This is a genomic window from Limosilactobacillus caviae, from assembly GCF_014635905.1.
GTDB classification, from domain to species: Bacteria; Bacillota; Bacilli; order Lactobacillales; family Lactobacillaceae; genus Limosilactobacillus; species Limosilactobacillus caviae.
Genome location: NZ_BMDS01000006.1, coordinates 48,974 through 62,382, shown reverse-complemented (window position 1 = coordinate 62,382; position 13,409 = coordinate 48,974). Strand labels below are relative to the sequence as shown.

General features: G+C 40.1%; 12 protein-coding genes, 1 tRNA gene and 1 other annotated feature. Of the genes, 6 read left to right on the top strand and 7 right to left on the bottom strand.

Translation table 11 applies throughout. The features are described from left to right. Nucleotides 1–8 precede the first annotated feature (8 nt). Nucleotides 9–1,178, bottom strand: coding sequence for a cation:proton antiporter (locus tag IEU90_RS08835; protein ID WP_153710483.1), 1,170 nt, complete (start codon nt 1,176–1,178; stop codon nt 9–11). Nucleotides 1,179–1,372: 194 nt separating this feature from the next. On the opposite strand from IEU90_RS08835, the gene IEU90_RS08830 reads away from it, so the two are divergent. After that, the gene (locus tag IEU90_RS08830) at nt 1,373–2,647 is read left to right on the top strand and encodes a ClC family H(+)/Cl(-) exchange transporter (RefSeq protein ID WP_225431327.1); all 1,275 of its coding nucleotides are present in this window, start codon (nt 1,373–1,375) and stop codon (nt 2,645–2,647) included. Between the two features lie 229 nt (nt 2,648–2,876). On the opposite strand, the gene IEU90_RS08825 is transcribed toward IEU90_RS08830, so the two are convergent. The 3 genes from IEU90_RS08825 to IEU90_RS08815 form a co-directional block, all read right to left on the bottom strand. After that, nucleotides 2,877–2,950: transfer RNA gene (locus tag IEU90_RS08825), tRNA-Thr, on the bottom strand. Nucleotides 2,951–3,037: 87 nt separating this feature from the next. Beyond that, a complete protein-coding gene (locus IEU90_RS08820; protein ID WP_371868227.1) occupies nt 3,038–4,387 on the bottom strand; it encodes an aspartate aminotransferase family protein in 1,350 nt (449 codons plus the stop codon). Beyond that, entirely contained in the window at nt 4,362–5,822 is a 1,461-nt protein-coding gene (locus IEU90_RS08815) for an APC family permease (RefSeq protein ID WP_153710481.1), read from the bottom strand. Before IEU90_RS08815 ends, IEU90_RS08820 begins: the two co-directional genes overlap by 26 nt. A gap of 297 nt (nt 5,823–6,119) precedes the next feature. On the opposite strand from IEU90_RS08815, the gene nth reads away from it, so the two are divergent. Beyond that, on the top strand, nt 6,120–6,761 hold the full coding sequence (nth, locus tag IEU90_RS08810) for an endonuclease III (RefSeq protein WP_153710480.1): 642 nt from the start codon (nt 6,120–6,122) through the stop codon (nt 6,759–6,761). A 24-nt stretch (nt 6,762–6,785) separates the two neighbouring features. Then, a complete protein-coding gene (locus IEU90_RS08805) occupies nt 6,786–7,073 on the top strand; it encodes an FMN-binding protein (protein WP_153710479.1) in 288 nt (95 codons plus the stop codon). Nucleotides 7,074–7,210: 137 nt separating this feature from the next. Here IEU90_RS08805 and IEU90_RS08800 read toward each other — a convergent pair whose 3' ends face one another. The 3 genes from IEU90_RS08800 to IEU90_RS08790 all read right to left on the bottom strand — a co-directional run bounded on the left by IEU90_RS08800 (nt 7,211) and on the right by IEU90_RS08790 (nt 10,254). Next, entirely contained in the window at nt 7,211–7,963 is a 753-nt protein-coding gene (locus tag IEU90_RS08800) for a sulfite exporter TauE/SafE family protein (RefSeq protein ID WP_153710478.1), read from the bottom strand. A gap of 20 nt (nt 7,964–7,983) precedes the next feature. Beyond that, nucleotides 7,984–9,180 (bottom strand): MFS transporter, encoded by a 1,197-nt coding sequence (locus tag IEU90_RS08795; RefSeq protein ID WP_188358024.1) that lies wholly within the window; start codon nt 9,178–9,180, stop codon nt 7,984–7,986. Between the two features lie 141 nt (nt 9,181–9,321). After that, a complete protein-coding gene (locus IEU90_RS08790) occupies nt 9,322–10,254 on the bottom strand; it encodes an L-lactate dehydrogenase (protein WP_153710477.1) in 933 nt (310 codons plus the stop codon). A gap of 214 nt (nt 10,255–10,468) precedes the next feature. Further along, nucleotides 10,469–10,712 (top strand) — a binding site (T-box leader). Nucleotides 10,713–10,798: 86 nt separating this feature from the next. On the opposite strand from IEU90_RS08790, the gene IEU90_RS08785 reads away from it, so the two are divergent. The 3 genes from IEU90_RS08785 to IEU90_RS08775 are packed head-to-tail and all read left to right on the top strand — an operon-like array spanning nt 10,799 to nt 13,408. Continuing rightward, nucleotides 10,799–11,650, top strand: a complete 852-nt coding sequence (locus IEU90_RS08785; protein ID WP_153710476.1) for a MetQ/NlpA family ABC transporter substrate-binding protein — start codon at nt 10,799–10,801, stop codon at nt 11,648–11,650. 11 nt (nt 11,651–11,661) lie between these two features. Further along, nucleotides 11,662–12,726, top strand: coding sequence for a methionine ABC transporter ATP-binding protein (locus tag IEU90_RS08780; RefSeq protein WP_188358023.1), 1,065 nt, complete (start codon nt 11,662–11,664; stop codon nt 12,724–12,726). Continuing rightward, nucleotides 12,701–13,408: a methionine ABC transporter permease gene (locus IEU90_RS08775; protein WP_369933106.1), complete on the top strand. Its 708-nt coding sequence runs from the start codon at nt 12,701–12,703 to the stop codon at nt 13,406–13,408. Before IEU90_RS08780 ends, IEU90_RS08775 begins: the two co-directional genes overlap by 26 nt. Nucleotide 13,409 lies beyond the last annotated feature (1 nt).

Here is a 13,409-nt window from a genome sequence, read left to right as displayed (position 1 = left end):
AGTCCCCTTTATTCAAGTTCATTTGCTGATCGTTTTAACGCATGTTTTAGAATAAACGGTGCTAAGACGGTCGCAACAATAATTACAGTAATAACATCAGAATAGTACATCGACGACAGGAGATGCGCTTCATAACCTATTTGTGCCGTGATTAATCCCATTTCACCGCGGGCAACCATTCCGCTACCGACAACATAAGAGCTTGGCATACTAAAACCAGATAACTTTGCCCCGGCGCCACAGCCAATTAATTTTGTTAAACATGCAAGAATGGTCATCACAATTACAAAGACAATCGATTCTTTAATATTATCAAAACGCATATTTAGCCCCACGCTCACGAAAAACAGTGGAATAAACATTGCATATCCAATCGGAATAAAGCTCCGGTCTACAACTTCTTTATGTTTTGTATTAGCAACCGCGATTCCGGCAAAGAATGAACCAACCGCCCCGCTTAAACCAACGTAATCAGCAATTGCTGCCATTCCTAAACAGATAATCATAGCCATTACGGACGTTGAAGCAACTGTTAGTAGTCGGTCGCTCATGTGGATAAGGTAAGGAGCTAACCAACGAATCAGTAAATAAGTTCCGCCAAAGAATACTAACTGCATTAATAAAACAATTCCTAATGGCTGACCACTACCATGACCACTATTGTTGCTACCATTGATGACACTGATCATCACACTCAATAAAATAACACCAATAATATCATCAGCAACCGCTGCTCCAAGAACTGTCGCCCCTTCCCTGCTATCCAGGCGCTTAAATTCACGCAAAACGGCAACAGAGATACTAACAGACGTTGTAGCAAAAATAACACCGATAAAGAGTGATTCAAGCTTAGTAAAGCCAAACATATAGCTTACCGGTCCCATAATTACGATTGGAATGATCACCCCAAGGACTGCCACAACAACTGCTGGCTTTAAATACTTTTTCAATAAGGAAAGATCACTTTCCAACCCAGCAATGAACATCAAGATAATAACCCCGATTTCCTGAAATTCATTCATCATCGAATTTAAATGAACCCAATTAAGAACAGCTGGTCCTGCGATAATCCCCACTAAAATCTGCCCAATTACTTCGGGTATCTCAACTCGACGACATAGGTGCGCTACCACTTGTGTAGCCAGCAGCAACCCTGCTAGCACTGCTATAAATTCCATTTCTTTTCCTCCAATTTTAATTACTGTGCAATATGTATATAGTTCTGATTTTACCATACCAACACGAAATATTATTGAGGGGCGTGTATAATACAAGATAAATAATTCTCAAATTTTTGAAAGGAGGAATTGCCGTGCCAACCAGTAAGTCTAACATCAAACGTGCCCGCGATGTGTTATCAAAACCGATGTCCATGGCTTTCATTTCATTAATTGGAAAAGCAATCGTTGTCGGTGCTTTAACCGGCTTCCTCGTAAGTATCTTTCGCTGGATTATTGACCATACACTAAAATTTTTAATGGTCATTTATCCGATGATGGCCCAGCACCCCCAATTACTCATTCCTTATATTGCAGTTACAGTCTTAATTATTTTAATTCTTAGCAGAATCCTTAAGTCCTCTTTATTAGACTTAGTTGGTTCTGGGGTACCGCAAATCGAGGCAGTGTTGTTAAATGAACACCAAATGAATGCCTGGAGTGTTTTATGGCGTAAATTCGTCGGGGGACTATTAGCAATTTGTCCTGGTCTCTTCCTTGGTCGTGAAGGCCCCTGTATCCAAATGGGTGCTTGTATTGGTCAATTGTTTGGAGAAAAACTTAAGATAAGTAAAGAAGAAAAACGTTTTCTCCTCGAATGCGGTGTCGCTGCAGGTCTTTCAGCCGCATTCAGTGCTCCGTTGGCGGGGGTTATCTTCCTTCTAGAAGAAATTACCTTTGATTTTCATCCCCAAGGCTGCATCACCGCTCTTGCTGCAGCAATTGCATCAGATTTTGTAACAATCCTATTTTTTGGTGTTCGCCCCTGTCTCTATATTCCGGTTCACGCGAACATGCCAAAAGATAGCTATAGCTGGTTAATTTTCCTTGGTATTTTAATTGGTTTTCTTGCTTTTGGCTACCAATATACTCTCTTAAACCTGCGATGGTGGTACAGTAAAATCAAGTTACCACGGATTTACCATAGCGCGATTCCGTTACTACTCGTAATTCCAATTGGATTGTGGAATGCCCGAATCTTAGGCGGAAGTCATGACTTCATCGCTTATATCGCTGGCCTTGACCAGAATAGCAACCTCACAAGCCTCTTAGGTCTTTTCGTCACTTTCTTCATCATTCGGTTTTGCTTTTCAATGATCAGTTATGGTGCTTCTGTTCCCGGCGGTATTTTCATGCCAATTCTTGTTCTAGGAGCATTAATCGGCGCTATTGTAGGTGTAGTTATGATTCACCAGAATATTATTCCTGCAGCATGTTACCTTAATTTTGTAGTTATCTCAATGGCAGCTTACTTCGGCGCAATTGAAGAAGCACCTTTTACTGCAATTACTTTATTAACAGAGATGGTCGGATCCGTCGACCAAATTTTACCAATGACAATTTTAACGTTTATTGCTTATATCACTAGCAATTTACTTGGGGGTCAACCAATCTATGCCTCGCTGCGAAAAGAAATGTTTCCAAAATAAAAAGAAACCGGAAGCTCTCATGTTCCTGCGTTATTGGGAAGCTAATTTCCATAACACTCACGCTGAAACTTCAGATAAATATCTCTTATAACATTTGACAAACTAAAAAAGGCCTCCCAAGTTAGGGAAGGTCTTCTTTAATGGCAATTGATAAAGTTACCACACTTTATCTTTTTGCACATTTACATTCTATAAGAATAATACAATTATAAAATAGGATCGTCAATAAAGCCATCTAGCGGGTTCGAACCGCCGACCTCATCCTTACCATGGATGTGCTCTACCTAACTGAGCTAAGATGGCACTTGTAGTATATCGAAAAAAGGATATTTAAATCAAGAAAGAGTAGAAAATAACTTTCTCAACAAGATTGTTATTTCCTACTCTTTTTTACCAGCCAAGTTCTTCTGCATTAGCTGGTGCAGATAATTTACCAGCAGCTAATTCTGAGAAAGCCTGGTCGATCATTGCAAACGCCCGATCTAGTTCTTCTTCAGTAATTACCAGTGGTGGCTGGAAACGCAGAATATTTCCCCGCAAACTAATGATAATCGCTCCTAATTCAAAAATACGATACATTAATTTTGTAGTTGCGTCTGAATCACCTTCACCAGTTACCGGATCAACAATATCAATTCCGCCATCGAGGCCATACATCCTTACATCACCAACGAAAGAATACTTTGCTTGTTCTTGCTTGAAGAATTCTTCAGCTTTTGCTCCTAAGCGTTGGGAACGTTCCAACAGGTGCTCATTTTGAATAACATCCAAAGTTGCATTGGCTGCTGCGGTTGTAACTGGATTACCAGCTGTCGTATAAACATTAGCCGGTGCGCCAAGTGATTCAAGGATCTCTTTGCGTCCAATCATCGCACTGAGGGGCATTCCCGAAGCCAGGGACTTCCCGACAGACATTAAGTCAGGTTCAATTCCAAAGTGTTGAATTGACCACCAGTTTCCTGTACGACCCATTCCTTGATTAACTTCATCAACCGCAAAAACAATCCCATTAGCTTTTGCAAATTCGTATACCTTTCGCATATAAGCCGGTGGTGTCTTGACAATTCCGCCGTCTCCTTGGATTGGTTCAATCAGAATTGCCGCAACTTCATCAGCCGGAAGATAAGTTTCAAAAGGTAACATAAATTGAGCAAACATCCGGTCAACAAAGTCTTCTTCAGTTTCACCTACAAGCCGCTCCCATGGACTTGGAAATGGTACTTTTACCACCCCTGGTAACATTGGGCCCATCTTGCGGGTCATATTTAACGAAACTCTCGAAAGCGTCATGGAGCCATACGTTGAACCATGGTAAGCCCCTGTAAACGAAACGATATATTGACGTCCTGTATATGCCCGCGCAAATTTAATAATTGCATCATTGGCATCAGATCCGGAATTTCCCCACACCATCTCAACAGGACCACTCATTGGTGCTAGTTCTGCTAATCGCGGAGCCAAGCGCGCTGCCTGTGAATTAGCAAAGTAAGCAGGCGTGTATTGAATCATCTTAGCTGCCTGTTCTTGAATTGCTTTTACAATTTGAGGATGTGCATGCCCTGTATTAGTAGAACTAGCACTAGCAAGCAAGTCAATATAATCATGGCCTTCAATGTCAGTAACAGTTGCCCCCTGACCATGATCCAAAACGATATCATAATACTTAATCCGGGCTGCTGTCGCAAATGCAGCCTCTTCTTTTTGTAAAACTTCTTTATTTGTTTTCTTCAACATTTTCATCTTGTCCATCTTCTTTCTTTGCCATAGTCGAGTGACGCATTCCATAAGCAAAGTAAATAATTAAGCCGAAGATGAACCAAATACCAGCGTAAAGTTTTGCTTGGTAATCAAGTCCCATGAAAACAAGGAATGAAGCAATGAAACCAAGTGCTGGCAATACAGGGTAGAATGGCATCTTAAATGAAGGTTCTGGAATATCTTTACCTTCACGACGACGCAGGGCATATACACCGAGTGACACAAACATAAAGGCGATTAAGGTACCAGCAGAAATCAATTGAGAAAGGAATGCAAATGGGAAGAATGCTCCGATAAGCACTGCCCCGATTGTCAACGTCCATAATGCACGGTTTGGTCGGTTACTTTCATCAAGCTTTCCAAGCCATTTTGGCAACATACCGTCACGACCGAACGAGTAGATCAACCGTGACCCAGCCATACTCATTCCGATCAAAGCTGTAAACATACCAACAACCGCAATCGTTTGCACAACAGTCGCAACGCCACCATGATGAGCTGCACGTAAAGCAAGACCAACTGGTTCAGCGCTGTTAGCATATTCTTGGTATGGCAATACCCCGACAAGAACAAGACTAACTGCAACAAATAATACTACGGCGATTACCAATGATCCAAGAATTCCTCGTGGCATCGTTTTTTGCGGATTGATTGCTTCAGCAGAGTTAGCCGCAATTGAGTCAAAACCGATGTATGAAAGGAAAATCATTGAGACCCCAGCATAAATTCCTTGCCAGCCACCAAAGGCCCCGTTAGCTGTTTCACGGTAAGCAGGAATGAATGGTGTAAAGTTACTTGCTTTCAAAGCCGTTAAACCAACAACAATAAATAGTAAAATTGCAAAAACTTTTAGAACAACAAGTAGATTTTCAACTCGTGCTGCCCGTGATACCCCGCGAGAAATTAGCAAGGCAACCAGAACAATAACTACAACTGAAACCAGGTCAACAACCCCGCCTTCTGTTCCAAAGGCATTTGATAACGAGGCTGGTAGTTTCCAACCGAGCGGAGCAAATAATGCCCGGAAGTTTGCCGAAAGTCCTGATCCAACGAAGGCAAGCGCGATGAAATACTCAGCTAGTAGTGCCCAACCAGCAACCCAGCCAAAGAATTCGCCAAACACAACGTTAATCCATGAGTATGCCGAACCGGCGAAAGGCATTGCTGCTGCCATTTCAGCATAAGCAAAGGCAACCAGACCCGCAACAATTGCTGCTAACAAGAATGAGATAACAACAGAAGGGCCGGTGTGCATCGCAGCTACTTCACCAGGAAGAGTGAAAATAGAAGTGGACACAATCGTTCCAACACCTAAAGCTAAAAAGTCCCGTACCTTCAAAGACCGTACTAGGTGACCGTCTTTACTGTCATAAACACGCGGGTCTTCTTTACGTGTAATTGTTTTCCAAAAACTCATAATCATCCTCCTTTGGTTTTATAATTAAAATTTGATTAGAATTATAAGAAAATCTTTAATACATTTTACCAAGGTGCTATTAAGAGGTCAATCGTTTATTTAAATTAATTTAAGAAAGCGATTTCGTTATTTAAACAAACACGCTGCCTACTTTCCTTAACTTTTATTTTCGTCGCTTTTTAGATTATAACTTGGCAAATAATCCTTTTATGATAAAAAAATGAGGTAATTCCTTTTCGCTTAATCCAGTTATAAGAGTTAAAATAATTATAAATACATACGAAAGAGTGATTTTACATGCTTTCACCAGAAGAAATTCGTTATGCCATAACAATAATGCGCCAAACTTATCCCGATGCCGGAACAACCCTAATCGCCGACACTAATTACCACTTTTTGCTTGCAACAATTTTAAGCGCACAATCAACAGATCAGTCTGTCAACGAAGTAACACCAGCATTATTCGCAAGGTTTCCATCACCGGCTGACTTAGCTGCCGTTGAGCCGGAAGATGTTGAGCCTTATATCAAGAAACTGGGCCTTTATCGTAATAAAGCCCGCTTTCTAGTTAAAACTTCACAACAAATTGTTACTGATTTTAACGGCAAAGTTCCACAGACCTTAAAAGAACTGATGAGTTTATCTGGCGTTGGTCGTAAGGTCGCAGATGTGGTGCTCGCTGAATGCTTTAATATTCCTGCCTTTCCGGTCGACACGCATGTCAGCCGGGTTGCACGCCGCTTACGAATGGTAGAACCCAAAGCAACCGTTCTTACAATTGAAAAGAAGTTAATGGAAGTTATTCCACCTGAACATTGGCTCGATGCTCATCATAGTATGATATTCTGGGGTCGGTATATGTGTACTTCACGAAAGCCGAAATGCGAAAAATGCCCACTACTTGCTATTTGTGAGACCGGGCAAAGTAATGTAATTTAATAATGGGAGTTGTTAGTAAGTAAAATGAGTAAATTGCAAGCAAATCAATATATTGGAAACGGCTTTAGTGCATACGGCGGTGAATTAGAAGTCCTGTTAACCTATCAAGACAATAAGATTCAAGACCTACAAGTAACTAAACACCACGAATCCGAAATGGGACAATGGGCTTTAAATGAGCTGCCCGGTAAGATTATTGCTGCTAACAGCGCAGAAGTTGATGGTGTCACGGGCGCATCTGCGACTAGTCGAGCAATTAAAGACGCAACTATAGATGCATTAAAAAAGGCGCAATTAAAAGATAATAAATAAGATTCATAAAAAAGAGGTTGGGACTTCCCAACCTCTTAATTGTTTTAAAGTTTCAGCACAGTGGCTATTTACCTGCTGACCGCGCGTCGACGAAGATAGGACAATAAACCATATAAATTGGTCTTTTCCTACCTTCTTTACAATGTTTTGATCCCCATTAAAATAATGAAGATTCCCATAAATAACTTGATATAAAATGCTCGTTGCGGTTTCTTAGTTAACCAAATAATAATTGGCGGTGCAAGCACAGATCCTGCCAGCGACCCGATAATTAAACCGCCAGCGGCATGCCAGTCAACTGAGCCACCCATTAAATGCAGTGAGGCCCCAACGATTGACATCCCCACTAAAACGTAAGCCGATGTGGCAGATGCATTTGCCATTGAGGCGCCTAAGATTAATAATCCTGCGGTGATCGGTCCGCCGCCACTCAGCCCTGCAATTCCAACCATCAGCCCTCCTAAAACTCCATAAATAATACTAGCAGTTTGTGGAGAAACGGTTGATTGCTTTTTAGGAGCATTGTGATATAACTTATAAATAATTTGCGCTCCTAAAAAGATTAAAATAGCGCCAATAACAACCTTATAAAGCTTAGTCGGAATAAACGGTGATATTAAGTACCCAACAATAATGCTCGGTATTGCTGAAAGCATCATTCGATTACCGAGTTGAAAGTTAATCAGTCCCTGCCGATAATACGCAAGAGACCCTAAAATGAGGGCTGGCAAAGCTGTCACGATTGATGTGGCGGCCGCAGTTGCTGGCGGTAATTGAAAAATTGCCGTCAAAACACCAAGATAGATGGCTCCTCCGCCACCACCAAGCGAAATAACAAAAACCCCAACTGCGAGACCAATTAAAATTAAAAATAACAATGAACCCGTCATTGACACCTCCCTAAAATATTCTAATTATTAACCATTGATTTTCTTTCTCTTCCCAAAACAAATGTTATTACCCAGGAAATAATTAAAAAGGCTGTTACAAACCAATAAGGATATTGATAATTTACATCTAATAAGTATCCACTAATCAGCGGCCCAATAATATTTCCCACGCTCGTTAATGACATATTTATCCCGTTGAGCAAACCTTGATTAGCCGTACTCATCTTCGTCAACAGTGTTGTAATCGTAGGACGCAGCAAGTCAAAAGCTTCAAAGACAAACAATGTTGCCACAATAATATGCCAATGCGAATGGTCATAAATCACTAAAATAGTTCCGATAACACTAAGGAAAAAGCTATAACGCATTAAGCGCACCTCGCCAAGCCAACGCACAAGACGGTCAAAGAAGAATACTTGTAAAATCAACGAAATAATCCCATTTAACGTCAGGACAAGGGCAATTGCGCTCAAATCAAAGTTATGGACTTCATTAACGTATAGGCTATAAATACTTTCAAAACCCGCAAGCCCAAATGCTGCAACAAAGATCATTCCGAAAAGAGTTATTAGCATTGGTGTCATTATCTGTTTAATTTGATTCCAGCCACTGGATAACAATTCATTTTCGGGATTTTTCGTCTCGCTCTTAATCAGGATGTCCTCATCACGAGGTAAAAACCGCCAAGCAATAACCGTACTAATCAAGCCCAATATCCCCGCAATCCAAAATGGAAACTTATAGTTAACATGAGCAAGCATTCCACCAAGTCCAGGTCCTAAAATCAAGCCGCCGCTAAATGCAGCTGATAGCCAACCAATAACTTTGGCTCGATCTTTTTCACTAGTAATATCAGCTGCTAATGCCATAGAGGTAGGCACAAACATCGCTGCTGATAAGCCATCAACTGCCCGTGATAAATCAAATACCCACAGATGCTGTGCTAATGCAAAAACAAACTCGGCAATTGCAAAAATCAACAGCCCCCAAACCAGCATCGGCTTTCGTCCAAGCTTATCCGAAATTCGACCAACAATAGGTGAGGCAATGAATTGAACAAAAGCAAATAATGAGGACATTACTCCCATGTCAAAGGCAGTAAAGTGATATTCATTCTTGATGAATGGTTCAACTGGGAAGATAAGACTCATCCCAAGGCAGATTAAAAATTCACAAAAAAGAATTACGATTATAATACGCTTTACTTCTTTTGTCATGATATAATTCCTTTCTTAAATTTATTCAGAATAAAAGTGGTGCCATTGAAACAACGACACCACTTTTATTTTGTAAGCTATCGACAACTATACCATGATTAAATTTTTAATGCCAGCACTGATTAAGTATTTAACTTTTCCTTAATCTTTAGCTTCAAGGCTCTCTTGATACTTCTCCTTGATGAAGTCCGCAGATGTTTGTAATTTTTGTAACTCTTCATCTGTTAAATCCAATTGGGCCTGTTCAACGACCCCATCACGACCAACAACAGCCGGATATGATAAGTAAACGCCATATTCTTCACGGTAATTTGATACTGGTAATTCTGATAATGAATTACTTAAAATTGCGTTAACTAATTTAACCGCTGCTGTTGCAACACCGTAATTAGTGTACTTTTTACCTTGGAAGACTGTCCAGCCTCCCATCCGAGCTTCTTTATCCAGTTGATCTAAGTCAAGACCACGTTTGTCGGCAATTTCGGTTAACGGCTTCCCTAATACCCGTACTGTAGACCAGGCAGTGAATTGTGAATTACCGTGTTCACCAAGATTATATCCATCAACTGAACGCGGGTCGAGGTGGAGACGATCAGCAACCGCCCGTTTCATCCGTGCAGAATCAAGCAGGGTTCCTGTACCTAACACATGGTTCTTCGGTAAGCCGGTAATCTTTTGGTAAAGTGATGTAATAACATCAACAGGGTTGGTAATTGCCACAATTTTACCAGAGAATCCACTATCCTTAATCTTTTGCGCAACTTCTTTAACTGCCTGACGAGTAAATGGTAATTCCGCAAAACGATCCGCGTTTGGATTATCTTGCAGTTTAATATTTCCTAAAGCAGAAACAATTACATCCGCATCTTTCAATGCACCGTAATCATTAACGGTAATATTAGTATGGAAAGGCAAGTTTGCCATTGCATCTTCAAAGTCCAATGCATCAGCTTTAACCTTTGCTTCATTTTTATCAATTAATACCAGATCATCCGCAAAGCCCATTGCAACAATATAATGGGCAACTGTCGACCCAACATTTCCCATTCCGATAACTCCAACCTTACGTGCCATTTACTAAGACTCCTTTCGATGTTCTAATTATTTTTTAATGATATCACAAGACCATTTTAATTGCTACTTTGAATCAATGCCTAAAAAACTTAGTAATTTATTTCTACATTAAATAAAAAAGCATGTATAATTCATTTGCTAATTTTAAATTAAAAAAGTGTTGACAAAAATGAGAGAATCATTATAATAAAATGCATAATAATTAATTGAACGTTAAAACATATCGAAAAGCAGAGTAAGTAGCGAATCTTTCAAGAGAGCTTCTGGGTGGTGAAAAGAAGTAAGGCTAACTACTGAAGATGGGCTTGGAATGGTATCGATGATTGTTAGTCGATAACGGGTTAGCACACGTTACTAGTGCTAGGTAATTCTAATTATTTTATTAGAGTAACCTACTGAGGCTGAATCTGTGAGGATTTGGCGAATAAAGGTGGTAACGCGGAGCACTCGTCCTTTAATTAAGGGATGAGTGCTTTTTTGTTTCCCAACATTAACGTTTAATTATCAAAGAGAAAAAGATATAACTTGAAAGGGAGTTTTTATTATGAAGAGTAAGAAGAAGAGAAATACTATTATTTGGATCGTTGTCGCTTTAGTTGTTGTTATTGCAGGTTACTTTAGTTTTATCCGTCCTCAAGAACAGGCAAAGCGGACTGTTACAATCGGGATCATGGCCGGATCAAAGCAAGATGATGAAATCTGGAAAACTGTAAGTAAGACTGCTAAGGATAAGTATAATGTTACCTTGAAGTTCAAGCGGTTCACTGATTACAACCAGCCAAACAAGGCCTTAGAAAATGGCGATGTTGACCTAAACTCATTCCAACACAAGCTATTCTTACAAACATGGAATAAAGCACATAAGACAGACCTTGTTTCTATCGGTGACACCTACATTACACCAATCCGTCTTTATTCTAAGCAATACAAGAGCGTTAAGGAAATTCCTGATGGCGGAACAATCGCTGTTCCAAATGATGCTTCAAACGAATCACGGGCATTATTCGCATTGAAGAACGCTGGTTTAATTGAATTAAAGAAGGGTACTAAGCTTGCCACTGTTAGTTCAATTTCTAAGAATCCACATGACCTCAAGATTAAAGAATTAGCAGCCGACCAAACTGCACGTTCTTTAGATAATGTAGATGCAGCAGTAGTTAATACTAATTACGCTCAAGCAGCCGGCCTTAACTACAAGAGTGCTATCTTTGTCGAACCAATTAATAAAGACTCTAAACAATGGGTTAACGTCATTGCCGCAAAGGATAGCCAAAAGAACAATAAAATCTACAAAGATGTCGTAAAAGCTTACCAAACAGAAAAGACAAAGCAAGAAATCAAGAAGCTTTACGGTACTGCTGAAATTCCAGCATGGGATCTTAACTTCAATAAATAAGGAGGATTAATATGGCGAACCCAATTATTGACTTAGATAATATTAGCGTAACTTTTAAACAGCGAAAGCAAACTGTTCACGCGGTAAAAGATGTTACCTTAAAAGTAGAAAAAGGTGATATTTACGGGATTGTCGGTTATTCTGGAGCCGGAAAATCTACCTTAGTGCGGACAATTAACCTCTTACAGCTTCCCACTGCTGGAACAGTTACCATTAATGGAAATGTGTTTTTCAAAGATCATCAGCAACAAATCAGCAATAAAGAATTGCAGGAAAAACGGCGAAAAATTGGGATGATTTTCCAACATTTCAATTTATTAAATGAAACTTCCATAATTGAAAACGTCCTTTTTGCCCTTAAGCATACCGACTTAGACGATGACGCCAAGGAAAAGAAAGCCCTTGAACTTCTAGACCTAGTCGGCTTAAAAGATAAAGCTGAATTTTATCCCGTCCAATTATCCGGTGGTGAACAACAACGAGTATCAATTGCCCGGGCACTAGCTAACGATCCGGAAATCCTTATCTCAGATGAAGCCACCTCTGCTCTTGATCCGCAAAATACTAATCAAATCTTAGATCTCTTAAAGCGGCTAAATGATAAGCTAAATCTAACAATCGTTTTAATTACTCACGAAATGGACGCCGTTAAGCGGGTTGCTAATAAAATTGCAGTCATGGAATATGGTCAAATCATAGAACGAGGAGCACTTCAAAAAGTCTTCTTGCAACCGCAACAAGACTTAACACGACAATTTGTTGGTGGCTCACTAGCAGCAGTTGATACACTAAAAGCCTTTAATCTTGGGCACCTTGATGATGATGAAGAATTACTCCAATTGGTTTACGATGCAAATAATGTCACTAAATCAATTATTATCGAGTTATATAAACAGCTACAAGTTGAAGCAAGTATGCTCTACGGTAACATTGAAGTCTTAGCCGGTTCGCCGGTCGGTACACTCTTTGTTGTTATCAAGGGTGATGCAGATAAACGTCAGCAAGCAATTGACTTCTTAAAGAAAAATGATGTTACTGTAACAAAGATTGATGATCGGAGGATTTGGAATGAATAATCTAATACCAAATGTAATTCAGCTTGGCTGGGGTGGCGACAATGGTTGGGGAACCTCAATCGTTCAAACTATCTACATGACTTTTTGGCCCGCTATTTTCGGCGGCATTCTCGGATTAATTTTTGGGGTAGCCCTCGTCGTTACTGAACCAGGCGGAATTCTAGAAAATCGAATTGTTTTTAGTATTGTTGATAAAGTCGTATCTGTCTTTCGGGCAATTCCATTTATTATCTTATTAGCGTTCATTGCCCCCTTTACCCAATTAATCGTAGGAACACAAATTGGAACTACCGCGGCATTAGTCCCTCTTTCATTAGGAGTGTTTGCCTTTTATGCTCGTCAAGTCCAAGTTGCACTTGAAAGTGTTGACCATGGTAAAATTGAAGCAGCCCAAGCAATTGGCGCTACCAACTGGGATATCATCACAAATGTTTATCTCCGTGAAGCACGTTCTGAACTTGTTCGTGTCTCCACTGTTACATTGATTAGCTTAGTCAGCCTTACTGCAATGGCTGGTGCAATCGGTGCCGGCGGTTTAGGTAATACTGCTATTTCATACGGTTATGATCGATTTAATAATGATGTTACCCTCGTCGCAACTATTCTTGTTCTTTTATTCGTTTTAATCATTCAAGTCATTGGGGACTTTTTAGCCAAGAAGCTCAACCACCAAGACCGTTAAA

What these genes read in the sequence shown, in the direction of transcription:
- IEU90_RS08805 (WP_153710479.1), top strand. Translation starts at nt 6,786, where the DNA reads ATGAGTAAATTGCAAGCAAATCAATATATTGGAAACGGCTTTAGTGCA.
- IEU90_RS08795 (WP_188358024.1), bottom strand. Translation starts at nt 9,180, where the DNA reads ATGACAAAAGAAGTAAAGCGTATTATAATCGTAATTCTTTTTTGTGAA.
- IEU90_RS08775 (WP_369933106.1), top strand. Translation starts at nt 12,701, where the DNA reads ATGATCGGAGGATTTGGAATGAATAATCTAATACCAAATGTAATTCAG.
- IEU90_RS08830 (WP_225431327.1), top strand. Translation starts at nt 1,373, where the DNA reads ATGGCTTTCATTTCATTAATTGGAAAAGCAATCGTTGTCGGTGCTTTA.
- IEU90_RS08835 (WP_153710483.1), bottom strand. Translation starts at nt 1,178, where the DNA reads ATGGAATTTATAGCAGTGCTAGCAGGGTTGCTGCTGGCTACACAAGTG.
- IEU90_RS08780 (WP_188358023.1), top strand. Translation starts at nt 11,662, where the DNA reads ATGGCGAACCCAATTATTGACTTAGATAATATTAGCGTAACTTTTAAA.
- IEU90_RS08815 (WP_153710481.1), bottom strand. Translation starts at nt 5,822, where the DNA reads ATGAGTTTTTGGAAAACAATTACACGTAAAGAAGACCCGCGTGTTTAT.
- IEU90_RS08820 (WP_371868227.1), bottom strand. Translation starts at nt 4,387, where the DNA reads ATGAAAATGTTGAAGAAAACAAATAAAGAAGTTTTACAAAAAGAAGAG.
- IEU90_RS08800 (WP_153710478.1), bottom strand. Translation starts at nt 7,963, where the DNA reads ATGACGGGTTCATTGTTATTTTTAATTTTAATTGGTCTCGCAGTTGGG.
- IEU90_RS08790 (WP_153710477.1), bottom strand. Translation starts at nt 10,254, where the DNA reads ATGGCACGTAAGGTTGGAGTTATCGGAATGGGAAATGTTGGGTCGACA.
- nth (WP_153710480.1), top strand. Translation starts at nt 6,120, where the DNA reads ATGCTTTCACCAGAAGAAATTCGTTATGCCATAACAATAATGCGCCAA.
- IEU90_RS08785 (WP_153710476.1), top strand. Translation starts at nt 10,799, where the DNA reads ATGAAGAGTAAGAAGAAGAGAAATACTATTATTTGGATCGTTGTCGCT.